The 16,500-nt window shown below is 63.9% G+C and carries 18 protein-coding genes and 1 tRNA gene; 5 read left to right on the top strand and 14 right to left on the bottom strand.

Going from position 1 to position 16,500, the window contains the following annotated elements:
• Positions 1-64: 64 nt before the first annotated feature.
• The 3 genes from XH92_RS22555 to XH92_RS22545 form a co-directional block, all read right to left on the bottom strand.
• On the bottom strand, positions 65-1,240 hold the full coding sequence (locus tag XH92_RS22555; RefSeq protein ID WP_194454075.1) for a trans-acting enoyl reductase family protein: 1,176 nt from the start codon (positions 1,238-1,240) through the stop codon (positions 65-67).
• Positions 1,241-1,319: 79 nt separating this feature from the next.
• Complete coding sequence (locus tag XH92_RS22550) at positions 1,320-2,102, bottom strand: DUF169 domain-containing protein (RefSeq protein WP_194454074.1); 783 nt, start codon at positions 2,100-2,102, stop codon at positions 1,320-1,322.
• Positions 2,103-2,188: 86 nt separating this feature from the next.
• Positions 2,189-2,983: a YdcF family protein gene (locus XH92_RS22545; RefSeq protein WP_194454073.1), complete on the bottom strand. Its 795-nt coding sequence runs from the start codon at positions 2,981-2,983 to the stop codon at positions 2,189-2,191.
• A 66-nt stretch (positions 2,984-3,049) separates the two neighbouring features.
• Between XH92_RS22545 and XH92_RS22540 the strand changes: the two genes are divergently transcribed.
• The 4 genes from XH92_RS22540 (at position 3,050) to XH92_RS22525 (ending at position 6,797) form a co-directional block, all read left to right on the top strand.
• A complete protein-coding gene (locus tag XH92_RS22540; protein WP_194454072.1) occupies positions 3,050-3,991 on the top strand; it encodes an acetamidase/formamidase family protein in 942 nt (313 codons plus the stop codon).
• Positions 3,992-4,077: 86 nt separating this feature from the next.
• The gene (locus tag XH92_RS22535; protein ID WP_194454071.1) at positions 4,078-5,904 is read left to right on the top strand and encodes an AMP-binding protein; all 1,827 of its coding nucleotides are present in this window, start codon (positions 4,078-4,080) and stop codon (positions 5,902-5,904) included.
• 173 nt (positions 5,905-6,077) lie between these two features.
• Positions 6,078-6,278, top strand: coding sequence for a hypothetical protein (locus XH92_RS22530; RefSeq protein ID WP_016844973.1), 201 nt, complete (start codon positions 6,078-6,080; stop codon positions 6,276-6,278).
• Positions 6,279-6,329: 51 nt separating this feature from the next.
• Complete coding sequence (locus XH92_RS22525; protein WP_194454070.1) at positions 6,330-6,797, top strand: GcrA family cell cycle regulator; 468 nt, start codon at positions 6,330-6,332, stop codon at positions 6,795-6,797.
• Between the two features lie 80 nt (positions 6,798-6,877).
• Here the strand turns inward: XH92_RS22525 and XH92_RS22520 are convergent, their stop codons facing one another.
• From XH92_RS22520 to XH92_RS22505, 4 genes are all read right to left on the bottom strand, one after another.
• Positions 6,878-7,840 (bottom strand): SDR family oxidoreductase, encoded by a 963-nt coding sequence (locus tag XH92_RS22520; protein WP_194454069.1) that lies wholly within the window; start codon positions 7,838-7,840, stop codon positions 6,878-6,880.
• 187 nt (positions 7,841-8,027) lie between these two features.
• Entirely contained in the window at positions 8,028-8,321 is a 294-nt protein-coding gene (locus tag XH92_RS22515; protein WP_194454068.1) for a hypothetical protein, read from the bottom strand.
• A gap of 24 nt (positions 8,322-8,345) precedes the next feature.
• Positions 8,346-8,525: a hypothetical protein gene (locus tag XH92_RS22510; protein WP_246788575.1), complete on the bottom strand. Its 180-nt coding sequence runs from the start codon at positions 8,523-8,525 to the stop codon at positions 8,346-8,348.
• A 439-nt stretch (positions 8,526-8,964) separates the two neighbouring features.
• Entirely contained in the window at positions 8,965-10,500 is a 1,536-nt protein-coding gene (locus tag XH92_RS22505) for a porin (RefSeq protein ID WP_194454067.1), read from the bottom strand.
• Between the two features lie 454 nt (positions 10,501-10,954).
• Here XH92_RS22505 and XH92_RS22500 point away from each other — a divergent pair, with 454 nt between their 5' ends.
• Complete coding sequence (locus XH92_RS22500) at positions 10,955-11,467, top strand: MarR family winged helix-turn-helix transcriptional regulator (protein WP_194454066.1); 513 nt, start codon at positions 10,955-10,957, stop codon at positions 11,465-11,467.
• Between the two features lie 63 nt (positions 11,468-11,530).
• Here the strand turns inward: XH92_RS22500 and XH92_RS22495 are convergent.
• From XH92_RS22495 to XH92_RS22465, 7 genes are all read right to left on the bottom strand, one after another.
• Positions 11,531-11,608, bottom strand: a tRNA-Pro gene (locus XH92_RS22495).
• 99 nt (positions 11,609-11,707) lie between these two features.
• Positions 11,708-12,304: a MerR family transcriptional regulator gene (locus XH92_RS22490; protein ID WP_194454065.1), complete on the bottom strand. Its 597-nt coding sequence runs from the start codon at positions 12,302-12,304 to the stop codon at positions 11,708-11,710.
• 121 nt (positions 12,305-12,425) lie between these two features.
• Entirely contained in the window at positions 12,426-12,761 is a 336-nt protein-coding gene (locus XH92_RS22485; RefSeq protein WP_035631661.1) for an integration host factor subunit alpha, read from the bottom strand.
• Between the two features lie 130 nt (positions 12,762-12,891).
• Positions 12,892-13,869, bottom strand: a complete 978-nt coding sequence (locus tag XH92_RS22480) for a beta-ketoacyl-ACP synthase III (protein WP_194454064.1) — start codon at positions 13,867-13,869, stop codon at positions 12,892-12,894.
• On the bottom strand, positions 13,866-14,927 hold the full coding sequence (gene plsX, locus XH92_RS22475; RefSeq protein WP_194454063.1) for a phosphate acyltransferase PlsX: 1,062 nt from the start codon (positions 14,925-14,927) through the stop codon (positions 13,866-13,868). Before plsX ends, XH92_RS22480 begins: the two co-directional genes overlap by 4 nt.
• Before the next feature lie 331 nt (positions 14,928-15,258).
• Positions 15,259-15,852, bottom strand: a complete 594-nt coding sequence (locus XH92_RS22470) for a DUF177 domain-containing protein (RefSeq protein WP_194454062.1) — start codon at positions 15,850-15,852, stop codon at positions 15,259-15,261.
• Positions 15,849-16,400, bottom strand: a complete 552-nt coding sequence (locus tag XH92_RS22465; protein ID WP_194454061.1) for a ubiquinol-cytochrome C chaperone family protein — start codon at positions 16,398-16,400, stop codon at positions 15,849-15,851. The genes XH92_RS22470 and XH92_RS22465 overlap by 4 nt, the downstream gene beginning before the upstream one ends.
• Between the last annotated feature and the right edge of the window lie 100 nt (positions 16,401-16,500).

Below are 16,500 nucleotides of genomic sequence, written 5' to 3'. Positions count from 1 at the left end.
AGGCCGCGGAATATTAGATCGCCCGGTCGAGCCGGGCGATCACACCGATAGGGACGGCGTAAGGTTACTTCTCGACCTCAAACGTCAGCCCGGCGTGATCGACGAGGCGCTTGATCAGTTTGCCTTGCATCGCAGCCCCCGGCGTCCAGAAGCCGGCGGCGACGTCGGGCGTGTCGCGCAGCAGGCAGATCGCGCATTCCGAGATCATCTTCGAGGTCGAGCCGTAGCCGGGATCGCGGTCGCCCTTGATGCCAGCGCGGACCATGCGGCCGTCGGGCGCGACCGCGAGATAAAGCAGATCGTAGCGGCCGTTCTCGCGCTCTTCCTTTGACGGCCCCTCGCCCGGCTTCGGCGCGCTCGGACCAGTCTTCTCGGCATTCAGCGCCATCACCTTCTTGGCGTTGGCCTCGCCCTTCTCGCCGGGACCGGTCAGGACCATCTCGTCGTAGACGAAGTCTCGTCCATAGGGAAAGCCCATCAGCATGTTGGAGCGGTGGACGTTGCGCGTGTTGATCAGCGCCATCATGAACGGTGCGGCCCAGGAGTGCAGATCCTCTTCATAGGCCGGCTTGCTGCCGCGCGGCTGCTTCGGGCCCTCGAAGCCCGGCGTCAATGCAAACGGGTTGTTGAGGATCGCAACCAGGCTGAGGTCCTTGGCGACCGCGTCGAATGTTGCCTTGGCGCTCGCAGCCGTGCCACCCGACAGCGTGCCGCGCATGTCGCGCACGCGGCCCTTGACGCGCTGCGCCGGCGCGCCGAACACCCGCTTGGCTTCCTCCTGCACAAAGAATGCGCCGAGCTCGAACGGCACCGAATCGAAGCCGCAGGAGAACACGATCCGCGCGCCGCTGGCCTTTGCGGCGGCCTCGTGCTTGTCGATCATCTGCCGCATCCAGACCGGCTCGCCGCACAGATCGAAATAGTCGGTGCCGCTTTCGACGCAGGCGGCGATCAGCTCATCGCCGTAGAGCTGATACGGACCGACCGTCGAAATCACCGACTTGGTCTGCGCCAGCATCGCCTTCAGCGATGCGGCATCGCCGGCATCGGCCACGATCAGCGGCGTGTCGGCGGGCGCGCCGATCGCATCGCGAACCGCGGCGAGCTTGTCCTTGCTGCGCCCGGCCATCGCCCATGTCAGGCTGCCGTCGCGATAATGCGCGGCGAGATATTCGGCGACGAGTTGGCCGGTGAAGCCGGTCGCGCCGTAGACGACGATGTCGAGTTTCGAGGAGGACATGGATCAGGCTCCCTGAGCAGCGAATTGGGCGCCCTTTTGTCATCGCGGGCGCGGCGACGCAATGCGGTATTTCCTGCCGCTATTTCTTGTAGGACACCCCCATGCCGGCGCGGACGTCGGCCTGGATGCCATAAGGTGCGATCGGGTAGCGCAGGCCGTTCTTGGCGAGTTGCTTCATCCCCGCGATCGCCTTCACCAGATAGGCCGGCGGCAGCGCCATCAGCATCTCCTCGTCGGGCACGCCGCCGTAGCGGCGCTCGGCGAAGCACGGCAGCGACAGGCTCGGCTCGCCGGTCTTCAGCGCCCGCCCCCACGAGTCCGCGCAGGCGGTTTCGCCGACCACGCCCCACTCGAACTTCTTGTAGCCGGTGTATTGCAGCCCGTTGATCAGGATGATCATCTGTCCAGGCGTCGCATAGACGAGGCAGATGTCGGGCGGATTGAGGCGTCCGCTGGTCAGCGGGCTCACCGCCATCGCCTGATACTGGCCATAAGGCACCACGTCGAGCGCCTCCTGGCGCTTGCGTGCGTCTTCGGCCGTGCCGTGCCAGACACCGACATAATTCTCGCCGGCAAGCCACTTCTCGTCCTGCGGCGCGAGCCCGATCACCGCGCGGCACTGCGCGCCGACCAGATCGTCGCCGGTGATGCCGACGGTCCAGCCGAGCCGCGAGGCCATGCTGACGATCTGGTCCGTGGTGTGAACCGCCGACGGACGGCGGATCTTCGGGATCGCCTCCATCTCCTCGACGCGCGCGAACATCTTGATGCCGATCACCGTGGTCTTCAGCCGCAGCAGGCTGTTCAGGTCGGCCACGATTGCGGCGAGGTCGAACTGTTCCGGCGGTGTCTGCTGTTGCATGGCGAATACTCCCGTGATCGGCGGCTTGGCGCCGCCTGTTGCGTTGATGTTAGAATTGGCCGTCGGAGGCGACAAGTGTCTGCGGCTCAGCGCGCGGCCGGTCCCGGCAGCAAATCATCGGTTCTGCCGGCCAGATGATAGGCCAGAAGCCCGATCCACTCCCGTGCACCGAGATCGGTGCGCGACAGGCCCTCGATCGCAAGTGTCGCAGGACTGAAGACATCGCCGACGCGCCAATCGACCGGATAGGCCTCGACATCGAATCCCGCCTTGCGGAACAGCCCGACCGAGCGCGGCATGTGATAGGCCGAGGTCACGAGCAGCCAGCGCTCGCCCGGCTTGGGATCGACCAGCACCTTGGAGAACTCGGCGTTCTCCACCGTGTTGCGCGAGCGGCGCTCGATGATCAATCGCGATCTGGCAATGCCGAGGCTCTCGAGCATCTCGGCGGCGTAGTCGGCTTCGCGCGCGTCGTTCGAGATCAGGTTCGCGCTGCCGCCGGTGAACACGAGGCGCGCGTTCGGATATCTGCGCGCCAGCGCCGCCGCCGCGATGACGCGATCGGCCGCGCTGCGCACCACCGGCGTGCCGTGCGCAACCGACAGGTCGGCATCGATCGAGCCGCCGAGCACGATGATGCCGTCGGGCGCGCCGCGCGAGGCATCCCACGGCGGAAAACGCTGCTCCAGCGTGGCGAGCAGGACATTGCCGAGCGGCGAGAAGCCGCAGATCGCGAGCAGCAGCAGCGAAGCCACCATCAACCTGCGGCCGAGGCGCGCAAACCGCGTCAGCAGCAGGACGGCGCCGATCACGCCGATACCGATCAGGAAATTGACCGGCAGCAGCATGATGCCGAGCGTCTTGGAGAGTACAAAAAACAAGGGAAGCCTCTGCGAAGTTCTGCTACAGCGTCATACGCTGCCGGCAATGCAATAAAAAGAAGTCACATGACCCATCATCATCTGAGGTCCAGTCCCGAAACCTGCCATTGGGGCTTCTTCGAAGCAAAGCTGAAGCCGGTCCTCACGATCGCAAGCGGCGACGAGGTCACGATCGAGACAGTGAATGGCGGCCCCGAAACGGTGCCCGACCGCGGCAAATTCCATGTCCCGCCAGAACTCGACCAGATCCACTCCAGGTGCGCGCCGTTGCTGCCCGGGCACATCCTGACCGGCCCGGTGGCGGTTGACGGCGCCGAACCCGGTGACGTGCTCGAGGTCGACATCCTCGACGTCCAGCTGCGCCAGGACTGGGGCTGGAATCTGATCAAGCCGCTGTCGGGCACCCTGCCCGACGATTTCCACGAGACCCGCGTCCTCAACATCCCGCTCGATCGCACGCGCATGGTCGGCCGCATGCCATGGGGGCTCGACCTGCCGCTGAAGCCGTTCTTCGGCGTGATGGGCGTCTCGCCGCCGCCGGCCTGGGGCCGCATCTCCTCGCTGATCCCGCGCGCGATGGGCGGCAATCTCGACAACAAGGAGCTCGGCGCCGGAGCCAAATTGTATCTGCCGGTGTTCGTGCCGGGCGCGCTGTTCTCCTGCGGCGACGGCCATGGCGTGCAGGGCGACGGCGAAGTTTGCGTCACAGCGATCGAGACCGCGCTCACCGGCCGCTTCCGCCTGACCCTGCGCAAGGATCTCAAACTCGCCTATCCGCGCGCCGAGACCGCGGACCATTACATGACCATGGCGATGGATCCCGATCTCGACCAATGCGTGGTGCGGGCGCTGCGCGACATGATCGTGCTGCTTGGCGAGAAGCGCAATCTGTCGCGCGAGGACGCCTATACGCTGTGCAGCCTGGCCGCCGACCTGCGCGTGACGCAGACGGTCAACGGCTCCAAGGGCATTCACTGCATGATCGCCAAATCGGTGGTTCACGGCTGACGGCCGGTCGATAGGCCGCACTTGTGTTCCGCAAGCGCGGCTCGATACAATCCCCCTCCCAACGAACAAAATGGACGGGGACGGACATGCTGAAGGACAGGCTTTCGCCGGCCGACGAGGCTGCGCGCGACAAGGAGATGCAGGAAACGCTCGCCGCCTGCCCGCGCATCCTCGATCTCATTGCCCGCGGCCCGCAGGGCGCGCCCGACGCCGAAGCCGCGATCTATCTGCGCTCGCCGCTCGATCCCAACCCGGTCGTGATCTCGAACGATCATCTGATGGGCTGCATCAAGGCCGCCGAAAACTATTTCCGTAACCACGGCATCGGCAAGGACGATGCGGTCGCTGTCCTGCTGCCGGCGTGCCCCGCAACCGTGGTCGCGATCTTCGGCGCCGCCGCCTGCGGCGTCGCCGAGCCGCTCAATCTGCTGTTCACGCGCGAGGCGATTGTCGCCCAGCTCAACGCCATCAAGGCAAAGCTGTTGCTGACGCCGCCGCCGGGCATGCCGGGCGGGCTCTATGAGCGGGTCGAAGGGTTGCAGCGCGAGGTGCCGTCGCTGCGGCAGATCGTGATCGTGCCGCTCGACGGCAGCATTGCGTTCGATGGCGAGGTGCTGCGGCCAGATCCGGCCTGGCGCGACGATTACGGCAAGTCGACGGACATGGGCGAGGCCGACCGCGTCGCCGTGATGCTGCCGACCGGCGGCACCACAGGTCATCCCAAGGTGGCGCGGCTGACCAACCGCGCGATGGTCGCCTCCACCGTGTCCTCGCGCATGGCGCTCGATTTCCATCGCGGCGAGCGTGCGATGATCACGCTGCCGCTATTCCATGTCGGCGGCCTGTTCTGCACCACGGCCAATTGCCTGGCCGCCGGCACGACGATTTTCATCCCCGGCCCGGCAGGCGCACGCGATCCGTCGCTGATCACGCATTTCTGGAAGATCGTCGAGAAATACCGGGTCAACATCTCCGGCAACGTGCCGACCACGCTCGGGGCACTGGCCGACATCCCGGTCGCGGACAGCGACATCTCGACCCTGCGCGTCACCGCTACCGGCGCCTCGATCTGCCCGCCGGAGATCGAACGGCGTTATCTTGCGACCTGGGGCGGCCTCTGCATCCAGCAGCTGTACGGCATGACCGAGCTCGCCGGCGCCATCACCCACGACGTGCACGGCGTCAAGCCGCGCGCCGAGAGCGTCGGCACCCGCAATCCGCTGGTCGAGCTCGCGATCCTTGACGGCGGCAAGCTCCACACCGGGCCGTGGCCTTCGCCGGTCGGTGAGCTCCTGACCAGGGGCCCGCAGGTGTTCGCCGGTTACGTCGACAAGAAGCAGACCGAAGAGGCGTTCCGCGACGGCTGGCTGCGCACCGGCGACATCTGCCGGATCGACGCCGACGGCTTCGTCTACATCCTGGGCCGCGCCAAGGACGTCATCATCCGCGGCGGCCACAACATCGACCCGCGCGCGATCGAGGATGCCGCCTTGGCGTTTCCGGGCGTGGCGCTGGCCGCGGCCGTCGGGCGTCCCGACAGCTATGCCGGCGAAGTGCCGATGCTGTTCGTCTCGGCGCAGCCCGGCGCCAATATCGATCCGAACGCGCTCGCCGCCTTTGTCCAGGAGAACATCCTCGAGCCACCGGCGCGGCCGCGCGTTGTGTCGGTGATTCCGGAGATGCCGGTCACGCCGGTCGGCAAGATCTTCAAGCCGAAGCTGCGTGAGATCGCCGCTGGCGAGGCCGCGCGCGAGCTGCTGGCAAGAGAAGGCCTGTCCGGCGAGGTCAGTGTCGAGGCGATGACCGACCCGTCCCGCGGGCTGTACCTGAGTGTGAGCGCGCCGGCCGGCAAGGCCGAAACCGCTGCGCGGCTTCTGAAGACGTTCCCAGTCAAGGTCGAGTTACGATCCTAACACGCTCATTTGTCTAGCCAATCTGACGGCAGCGCCGCGCCGGAACCAGCTTCCGGCGCAAGCGGGCGTGTGCGTCCGGTTTCGCAGCTCATGGCTTGACGAACAGCCACATTCCTAAATAGACTCTAAATAGATACTTTTCAGTACAGGCGTTCAGGGTTAAGCGTTTCCTCATGGCTACGGAAAAGGCCGAAACCGACCGCGTCCCGGTCACGCTGGCGCTCTCGACCATTGGTTACCTCGAGAAGCTGGTGAGACAGGGCACCCACGGCACGAGCGTCCCGGGCGTCGCACGGACATTGATCGAGGAAGGCATTCGGCTCGCCATCAAGGACGGGTTGCTTGCAATCCGCGACAACGGCCGCACGCCCTGAACACACGCGCGCGTCGGCGCGGCGGTTCAACACAGAACGTGGGACCGTCAGATGATCACCATCGAACCGACCTGGACGCCGGAGCGCGTCGACCAACTCAAGATCTACTTTGAAGCCGGCCTCTCCTGCCGCGACATCGCCGTGAATATCGGCGTCAGCCGCAACGCGGTGATCGGCAAGCTGTCGCGGCTGAACCTGACACGCACGACACCGGACGAACGCCGGGCCCGGCGCAAGAAATCCGTGGCGCACGCCGCGCAACGGGCAACCGCGAAGCAGCAGCTCCGGTTGCTTCACGCCGTCTATGAGCAGCCCACCGACGATGCGCCGATCGTCAGCGCCAACAACTGCTCGCTGTTCGAGCTGAGCGAGCAGCGCTGCCGCTGGCCGATCAACACGCCGGGCGCCGATGATTTCTGCTTCTGCGGCAACACGCCGCTCGGCGGCATGCCCTATTGCTCCGGGCATTACCGCCTCGCCTATCAGGCGGGATCGCGCCAGCGCGCAATGCGCGGGTAGTTCGATCGCAAGACGGAAGCGCTTATCCCGTCATCCCCGCGCAAAGGCTTTGCCTTTGCGCGGGGATGGGTCTTCTGTAATCACCCGACCTTCCAGCCGGTCGCCGCGACGAGGTCCTGATAAAACTCCGGCGTATAGGCCTGCTCCGGCGTCTTGCGCACGCGCTCGTCGAGCAGATGCGCATCGTCGCCCACCAGGATGCGCCAGCGGTCGGCCTTCACGCCATCGAGGATGATCTTGGCGGCGGCGGCCGCCGTGGTCGGTGCCTCGTCGTGGAAGATACGGGCACGGTCGAGCGCGAGCTGCTGGATGTCGGCATCCGACATCTTGGCGACGTCGATGCCCTGCCCTTGCAGACGTTGCCGGACCTGCTTGAGCTCGTCGGGATTGAGCTGGTCGGCGCCATTCTGCACCTTGCGCGAGTTCGATACGATCGAGGTGCCGATGTGGCCGGGCATCACCACCGAGCATTTCACATGCGGTGCGTTGAGCCGGAGATCGTTGATCATCGCCTCGGTGAACCCCTTCACCGCGAACTTCGCTGCGCTGTAAGCCGTGTGCGATACGCCCAGGCCGACCGAGGCCCAGAAGCCGTTGACGCTCGAGGTGTTGACGATGTGCGCCTCGTCGGCCTTCACCAGCAGCGGCAGGAAGGTGCGGACGCCGAGATAGACGCCGCCCCAGCAGATGTTGAAAGTGCGTTCCCACTGCTCGCGCGTGTTGGTGAACAGGCTGCCGCCACCGCCGATGCCGGCGTTGTTGAACAGCAGATGGATCTTGTCGGTCGCCTGCTGCTCGATCAGCTCATCGCGAAAACGCTTGTAATGATCCTCGATCGAGACGTCGGCGACGTGGGTGGTGATGCGCAGTCCCTGCGGCAGCTTCTCGACCTCGCAGAGCCGCTTGGTCTCGGCCATCGCTTCGGCCGAGACGTCGCACATCGCGACATTGCATCCTTCAGCCACGAGCTGCCGCGCCAGCTCACGCCCCATGCCCGTGCCGCCACCCGTGATGACGGCAATCTTTCCGGCAAAATCCTTCATGTGAGATCCGTTCCTTCCTTGCTTCTTCTTGCCCTGCTTTTTCTTGGTTTCGGCCGCAACGCGGATCGCACTCCCGGCCGCTTGGCCGCGGCACTCTACATCAGCGAATTGTCGCGCAGCAACGGCACGCGCCTATTACACGCAAGTGCGCCGCTAGCAGCGGATTGCGGCCATCGGCGTAACGAAATCATTCCGCGTTGCGAACAATCCGGTATCGACGAGCGGAGACGATCACCGTACGGATCCTGAACAGATTGGTCGCGACCGCACTGATGACGATCGCGGCCAGCATTTCCGCTGCCGCCGAGGTCACACCACCGAACCCGCGCGACGGCGCCTGCGCCGACGGCTCATGCTGTTCAGATCCGACAAGCGCGAAAGCAGCTTGGCACCACGCGGCATCGTCGCAGCGCCTTCGCGCATTGCCGAGATGATGTCGGGGCAAACGCCAACATCCTTCTGCGAACTTCGTGAGCGCCACTGCTGAGCGTGGGACTACTTCGAACTACTCGGCTGTCTCGATCCGCACGGGCGCGCGCCGCCGCAGAACGCCGCTGGCAACGCTCAAGACAAACTTGAGCAGGCCGCGCCAGGAAAAGTCGATGACAACCTCATGGTGCCGCAATCCCTTGCCGCCCTTCACCAGCCCGAGATCCCGGATCAGGCAGTAATGGCCGCTGCTCATCCGAGCCAGGCGGCTGTTCTTGAAGCGTCCCATGAATGACGAGAATGCACTGCGGATCGATTCCGTCAAATCTTGACGGCGTCGAATCGACAAGACGGCGTGAGCTTGCCTTGCGGAAAGCAACTCGTGATGGCCGCGGCCGTCACGATCTCCCGCTGGCTTGAGCCTTGAATCAAAAACCTCCGGCAGGGCATTGCCGGACGTTTGGGAGGCTTAGCATGGCGCTAAGAGCCACATTCAATGTGTTGGCCACGCCGTATATAGTTTAGTAGATCAGCTAAGTAAATAAGTTTGCGGCCGATGAATCGCATGGCTCGTCTTCGTTGTTCGCGTGGACAGAAATGACGCAGCCAGCCTTCCGCTGCCGATTTCAGCTCAAAAGAAAACCCCGGCAGTTGCCTGCCGGGGTTCTGTAGGATCGTGATCAGATCAACCGGTATTACCAGTTGCGCTGAGCGCGGAAGAGCATCTGGACAGTGTCCTGATCCTTCAGCTCGTAGGTCGCGGTCGGCTTGCCGATACCAGCCGACGAAGTGGTGATCGTGCCGGCATACTTCTGATCGAGATGGACGTAGGTCACGTCGGCCGAGAAGGTCAGGTTCTTGACCGGGGTCCAACGGGTGATCACGCCGATCTGACCGATGTTGTAGTCGGGGTTGCAGCTGGTCACGCCGGCGCCGCCACCGAAGGCGGTACGGAACGTGCCACCGACGCCGCCAACGCCGCAGATGAGCGACTTAGCCGTGTCGTTGTACATGACCGCAGCGAAGGCACCGTACAAGCTGGTGTTCCAGTAGGGATCCCAGTTGTGGGTGTACGCGCCGCGGAAGCCCCAGGTCTTGATGGTCTGCTGCTGACCGTTCAGACCGAACACCGTGTCGGGTGCCGTGCCGAAGCCAACGCTCTGATAGACGCCGGGCAGGTTCGAGCCGCCGTAGATGGCGATCGAGCTGAGGCCGCTGGCCAGTTCCTGGATGTTGTAACGGGTCGCACCGTCGGTGTAGACGCCCTGGATGTTGATGGTGTCGCCGGGTCCGGTCGGGATGTTCTTGATCGACAGGGCCAGTGCACCAGCCCAACCCCACTTGTCGTCGGGATGACCGGTCAACTCGGTGCCACCGTAGTAGGCAGCGTGGTTGTCATGCGCCGCGACCGACGCCTGGAAGATACCCCAAGCCTGATCGACCTTGAGCGAAGCGACGAAGTCCGGCGCGATCGTGCCGGCGTAGTCGCTGGAGCCGTAAGCGCCGCCGACGGCGAGGTTGTTCACGCCAGCCTGCATGTAGGCAACCTGGTCCTGCGCCGACAGAGCCAGCGACACGCCGTTGCCGAACTGCGCGGTGTAGGTGAACTGGTTGATGCCGTTGGTGGTGTTCACGCCGCCGACGAGAGCGTCGTAGTTGTTGCCCGGATAGCCGTTCCAGGGAGCAGCGAACTGCGAAACCGCCTTACCCATGGTGAAACCGGCGAACTGGATGAAGGCGTAGTAGACGCCGACCGTGCCGGCCGCCACGTTGCCTGAACCAGCGTTGTTCGGCGCAGCAGACGAACCGATCGCCGAGTAGACGGACGAGCCGTTGCCCTGGCCGGTGTAGGTGTCCGAGGTCCAGGTGAACACCGCATCGAAGTAGGTGCGGACCACGCCGTACTCGGTCGCGGTGCGGGTGTCGATGTTGAAGTCTTCACGCGAACGCCAGGTGTAGCCGTTGGTGAAACGGTTGTTGGCGCCGCTGGCACCGTTGGTGTTCGGGCCGTAGACGCTGTTGCCGTTGACGACAACGTCAGCACGAACGTAGCCGCCCAGCTTGATGCATGTGTCGGTGCCGGGGATGTAATAGAAGCCCGGACCATAGAGGGAGCAAACCTTCACGTATTCGACCGCTTTGGCCTTAACGGGAAGATCGGCCGCCTGTGCCCCGCCGACCGCGACCAGCGCGGCGGCCGAGCCCAGAATAAGGCTCTTCGCCAATTTCATATCAAACCTCCAAGTTGCTCATATGCGTAGAGTCCGGGTCGCGAGCGCCCCGTGATCCTCCCGCATTGTCCAAGACCGTTTTCCCCAAACCTCGCACCCTCAGATCAATCTGTGGTGTGCGACGGACTTGAACGATCACCGCAACGGGACGATCGAGATTCCCCTACCGCCGGGTTCAATATGCATTGGCAAGTTCGCCGATCAAAATAGTTTATAAAGTCAGGAATGCGAATGCGGCCACACTGTGTCCCGCCAGCAACGCTCGCCTTAAGCCACTTACCTGTATGGGCAAATTTGTCGCACCCCAAATAGCCCAATCGTCACACACGCATCATAATTGCTTTACGTTCACTTGCCTTCCTGAGCGACTTACTAGAAAAAACGTCCCGCCGGCGCGGGAAAACAAGAAATAAATCAGCACAAAGCTGAGTCGGCACCTAGGGAAGGGGAAGCTGTGTCAGTGACCAGGAAGGATCAGGCGCGCCAGCGCGCCATCGAGCATCTCGACATTATCAAGCGCTTTACGCTCGAGATCTCGTCCATCAATTCGCATCTCGAACGGGTCCGCCAGCTCTGGGGCAAGGCGCTTGGCGTCAGCGGTCCGCAATGGATGATCCTGATCGCGATCTCGGATCTCGACAAGGATGACGGCGTGCCGATCAACGTGGTGTCGAAGCTGCTGCACGTCGATCCGTCGTTCGTGACCACGCAGTCCAAGCTGCTCGAACAGAAGGAGCTGCTGCGCCGCGCGCCCTCCCCGGCCGATGCGCGTGTGGTGCGGCTGTCGCTGACCGACAAGACCCGCAAGCATCTGGCTGGCCTCGCCGACCAGCACAAGGCGTTCAAGAAGACCGTGTTCGAGGAATTCAGCGAGCCTGAACTGGCCGAGTTCACCGCCAAGCTCGCGATGCTCAATAACCGTCTGGAAAAGGCGTGTCTGATTGCCGCGATGGATTTCGAGACCTGACGACGGCCGCATCGGGTCCCAGACCGGGCCCGATTGCCTTCAAGAATCGCATGCTTTGAAAAATGGTCGGAGCGAGAGGATTTGAACCTCCGACCCCTAGTCTCCCAGACTAGTGCGCTAACCGGGCTGCGCCACGCTCCGATGCCGTTCCATTAGCTGCGATCCGGCGTTCGCGCAAGGCGGCGCGGGCCCTTAAACGGAGCAATCCGGGGGCTCGGTTCCCATGCCAGCTTCCTTGGCTCAGCCGTCCTTCATCGCCGCGTCGATCAGCTGCCGGCAGGCGACCAGCTCCTGCAGCGCGCGTTCGAGCCGCTCCCGATCCGCTGGCGGAACGGACGCGCGCACCGGCGGCGCGGCGGACGCTTTTCCCGGGTGGGCGTGCGCCTTCTTGTAGGTCGACAGGATCGGGTCCTCGTCGGGATCGACGAATCGGTAGTCGATGCCCTGCTCGTCGCCATCGCCCTCCTCGCCGTCGAAATCGAGGCCGTCATTGCTCTCGAGGTCGTCGGGTTCGGCCATGCTGTTGCCGACCGCCTCCTCGACCGCGCCGAACGAAACGGCGGCGGTCTGGTCGGCGATGCCCTGCACCGACTTGATGCCGTGCTCCTTCAGGATCCGCTGCACGCCGCGGATGGTGTAGCCCTCGCCGTAGAGCAGCCGGCGGATGCCCTTGAGCAGGTCGACGTCGTCGGGGCGGTAATAGCGGCGTCCGCCGCTGCGCTTCATCGGCTTGATCTGCGCGAAGCGCGTTTCCCAGAACCTCAGCACATGCTGGGGAATATCGAGCTCGTCTGCGACTTCGCTGATGGTACGGAACGCATCCGGCGCCTTGTCCAAATGCCCGCTCCTCTGGCTTCAATGCCTAGAGCCTTTCCGCTCCGATTGAATCGGAACGGGAGCTCTAGCTTTGGCGCGCTTTCTTCACGCGAACCGGGTATCCACTTCGCTTGAAAACGCTCTAGTCGGCCTTGCTGCCGTCGCCATTGGTGACGACGTGGCCATTGATCCGCTGCTTCAGGATCGCCGACGGCTTGAACACCATCACACGCCGCGGCGAGATCGGCACCTCGGTGCCGGTCTTCGGATTGCGGCCGATACGCTGGCCCTTCTTGCGCACCATGAAGGAGCCGAACGAGGACAGCTTCACCGTCTCGCCCTTTTCCAGGCAATCGGTGATCTCCTTCAGCACCAACTCGACAAACGCCGACGATTCCGTGCGCGACAGACCTACCTTTTGGTAGACCGCCTCGCACAAATCGACGCGCGTCACTGTTTTTCCGGTTCCCGTGGTCATCGCCTGCCCCGCACTCTCGGCGAACAATTTCTTGACTGAAATTAAAAGCTTAGCGCGCAATGGTCAACAGCGACCAGCATCCGGCCGCCGGAAAGATGCCAGCAACCTGCCGATACTCTTTGACGATGCGCTACCAGCGCACGAGCGCCGAACCCCAGGTGAAGCCGCCGCCCATCGCCTCGAACAGCACCAGATCGCCCTTCTTGACGCGTCCATCCTTCACGGCGACCGACAGCGCGAGCGGAATCGAGGCCGCCGAGGTGTTGCCGTGCTTGTCGACCGTCAAGACCACCTTCTGCGGCGCAATATGGAGCTTATGGGCCGACGCATCGATGATTCGCTTGTTGGCCTGATGCGGAATGAACCAGGTGATGTCGTCGGCAGTAAAGCCGGTGGCGTTGAAGGCATCGACGATCACGTCGGTAATCATGCCGACCGCGTGCTTGAACACCTCGCGGCCCTCCATCCGGAGGTAGCCAACCGTCTTGGTCGAGCCCGGACCGCCATCGACGAACAGCTTCGACTTGTGCCGTCCATCCGAGCGCAGATGCGTCGTCAGCACGCCGGGATCGTCCGTCGTGCCGGAATGCTGCTGCGCTTCCAGCACCACCGCGCCGGCGCCATCACCGAACAGCACGCAGGTGCCGCGGTCGTTCCAGTCGAGGATGCGCGAAAAGGTCTCGGCCCCGATCACCAGCGCCCGCTTGTGGTGGCCGGCGCGCAGGAAATTGTCGGCCGTGGCCAGGGCAAAAACGAAACCGGAGCACACCGCCTGCAGATCGAACGCGACGCCGTGATTGATGCCGAGCGCGTGCTGGACTGCGACCGCCGTCGCCGGAAAGGTATTGTCGGGCGTCGAGGTCGCCAGCACGATCAGGTCGATCGACTGGGCGTCGATCTTGGCATCGGCAAGCGCGGCACGCGCGGCGTTGATGGCCAGATGCGAGGTGAACTCGTCATCGGCGGCGATGTGGCGCTCGCTGATGCCGGTCCGCTGCACGATCCAGTCGTCCGACGTATCGATTCGCTGAGCCAGTTCGGCATTGGTCAAAACCCGCTCCGGCAAATATGAGCCGCAGCCGAGCACTACCGAACGTATCGCAGTCACGAGACAGCCTCCTGCGCGGTCTGCGCCTTTACCAGGGCGCCGCCGTCGCGGTTGAGCATCTGATTGATCTTGGTGAGGAGATCGTAGTGGGCCATCTCATAGCCAACATCCACCGCATAGGCAAAGCCTTCCGCGTTGATGCCGCCATGGCTCTTGACCACCACGCCGTTCAGGCCGAGCAGCAGCCCGCCATTCGACTTGTTCGGATCGAGCTTGTCGCGCAGCTTCTGGAACGCACCGCGGGCAAACAGGTAGCCGATCCGCGCCAGCCAGCTCGACGACATCGCCTCGCGCAGCAGCGTGAACATCTGGCGCGCGGTTCCCTCGGCGGCCTTGAGCGCGATATTGCCGCTGAACCCTTCCGACACGATGACGTCGGCGAGCCCCTTGCCGATCGCATCGCCCTCGACGAAGCCGATATAGTCGAACTGGCTCGAGTTCATCGCACGCAGCATCTCGGCCGCCTCGCGGATTTCGCCGTGGCCCTTGATCTCCTCGGACCCGATGTTAAGCAGGCCGACGGTCGGCCGTTCCAGATTGAACAGCACGCTCGCCATCGCGCTGCCCATCACCGCCAGCGTCGCCAGATGGCGGGCATCGCCGCCGATCGAGGCTCCGAGATCGAGCACGACCGAATCGCCGCGCAGCGTCGGCCACACCGCGGCGAGCGCCGGGCGGTCGACGCCGGGCAGCGTCCGCAGATTGAGCCCGCCCATCGCCATCAGCGCACCGGTATTGCCGGCGGAGACCGCGACATCGGCCTCGCCATGCTTCACCGCGTCGATCGCCAGCCACATCGAGGACGCCCGGCGGGTCCGCCGCAGCGCCTGGCTCGGCTTCTCGTCATTTTTCACGGCGACGTCGGTATGGATCACCTTCGATACCGCCTTCAGCGCAGGATGTTTCGCGAGCTCCGGCTCGATCTGGGCCTGGTCCCCGACCAGCAGGAATTCGCTGTCGGGATGACGGCTCAACGAGATTGCGGCGCCGGGAATGACGACGGAAGCGCCGACGTCGCCCCCCATGGCGTCAAGCGCTATTCGAACCTTATGAGGCATGAACGTCCCGGAAGCCTGCTCTCCCGCAGCCCTTCAGACGAAGACCGCGAGCTTGAAGTCACCGCCGTCAACGGCGTCCGGCGAAACACCAACTCGGGTCCCGGCCGGGCCGCGACAATAGCGTGTCCGCGGTCCGACACAACCTCTTGACCACAAAGGATGGGGTCGCCGAACCGTCACGCAACAGTCTCAGATATATCAGAAATACATTGTATTTCAATGCATTGCGACGGTCATTTGAAGTAGCGGCGAACACCCCTCGCGCGGACCTGCAGGCAAGCCATCCCCTCAAATGTTGGGGCTGGCTGCGCTCAACTGCCCTTAGCCGCCCTTAGCCGCCCTTGGGCTTCTTGCCGTCGCCGTTGTCCTTCAGCGCTTTCAGCGCCGCAAAGGGATGATTTTCCGGATCAGGCGCTTCGACCTCTTGTTCAAAGACCGCATCCGCCTTGCGCGGATATGGGTCTATGCCGAGAAACAGCGCATCGGTGGCAAGCCGGCCGATATCGATGAAGCCGCCAGTGATCGGCTCCGGCGGGTCCGGGGTCTCCTCGTCGCTTTCCTCGGCGTCGTCGACGAGGTCGGCCATCTCCGGAATCTGCTCGGGCGGTGCGAACACCACGTCGATCGGCTCGTCGATCCCGTTCTCGATCGGATCGAGCGTCACCACGCAGGTCTGACCGATGCGGGCCTGAACCCGGCCGGTGACGTGGTAGCTGCCGTCGCTCTTGGGCTGCAGGTCGAACGCGGCATGCGCGGAGATGACTTCGCGCAATTCCGCGACCGCGGCCATCGCCTTGCGGGTCGCCTCGTCGGCTGTGATCTCGCGATGCAGGCCGGTCTCGGGAATCTGCGCCACATTGACCAGAACCCGCCAGGGATCGCGGTCGCGCGTTGCATCTGTTCGCCCAGTGGTGCTGCCGCTCATGCCGTCGTCCTCGCTGCCTGCGGCGCCGGGAAGCGCCACGCCCCCTTCATCAGCGCCGCGAGGTCGGTACGCGCCAGCTCGGCGATCGCCTCGCGGGCATAGGCGGCAAGTTCGCGGGCCTTGTCGATGTTCTGACCATTGAGGATGTTCTTGCAGAACGACTGGGCCAAGGCCTCCTCGCTATCGGTGAGCGCCAGATCATAGGCCGCGGTGCGGCCGTAGAAGGCCTCGCCGAACGCCTGCATGCGCTTCGGCACCGTGAGGTCGCCGACGCCCATTTCCCGGAGATTGTCGTCCATATCGATGCAGAAATGATCGAACAGGGCCTGCGACAGCTCCACCCCGCCCTCGACGGATTTCAACCGCCGCAGCACCAGCCACAGATGCATCAGAAGCAGGTCAAAACGGCCGTTAACCGTGTCCGGAACGCCCAAGTCACGGTAAAATAACGGTTCTCGCGCCTGCGTCACGATCATGCCATAGATGGTCTCAATGGTGCTGCGCGCGGGCACCCGGGGTCTTCTGAAGTGATTGAACGGCCAAAGCATAGCGGGTTCCGGCTGCCGGTCCCCCAAAGGACGCCTGTTGAGGGCTCATCCATTGGAGCTCGGCATGATTGCAATCCATTGAGCTGCCCGGTACGTCAAT

The sequence above is a fragment of the Bradyrhizobium sp. CCBAU 53421 genome (assembly GCF_015291625.1).
In the GTDB taxonomy this organism is placed as follows: Bacteria; Pseudomonadota; Alphaproteobacteria; order Rhizobiales; family Xanthobacteraceae; genus Bradyrhizobium.
This window is presented reverse-complemented; position numbering and strand designations above follow the sequence as displayed.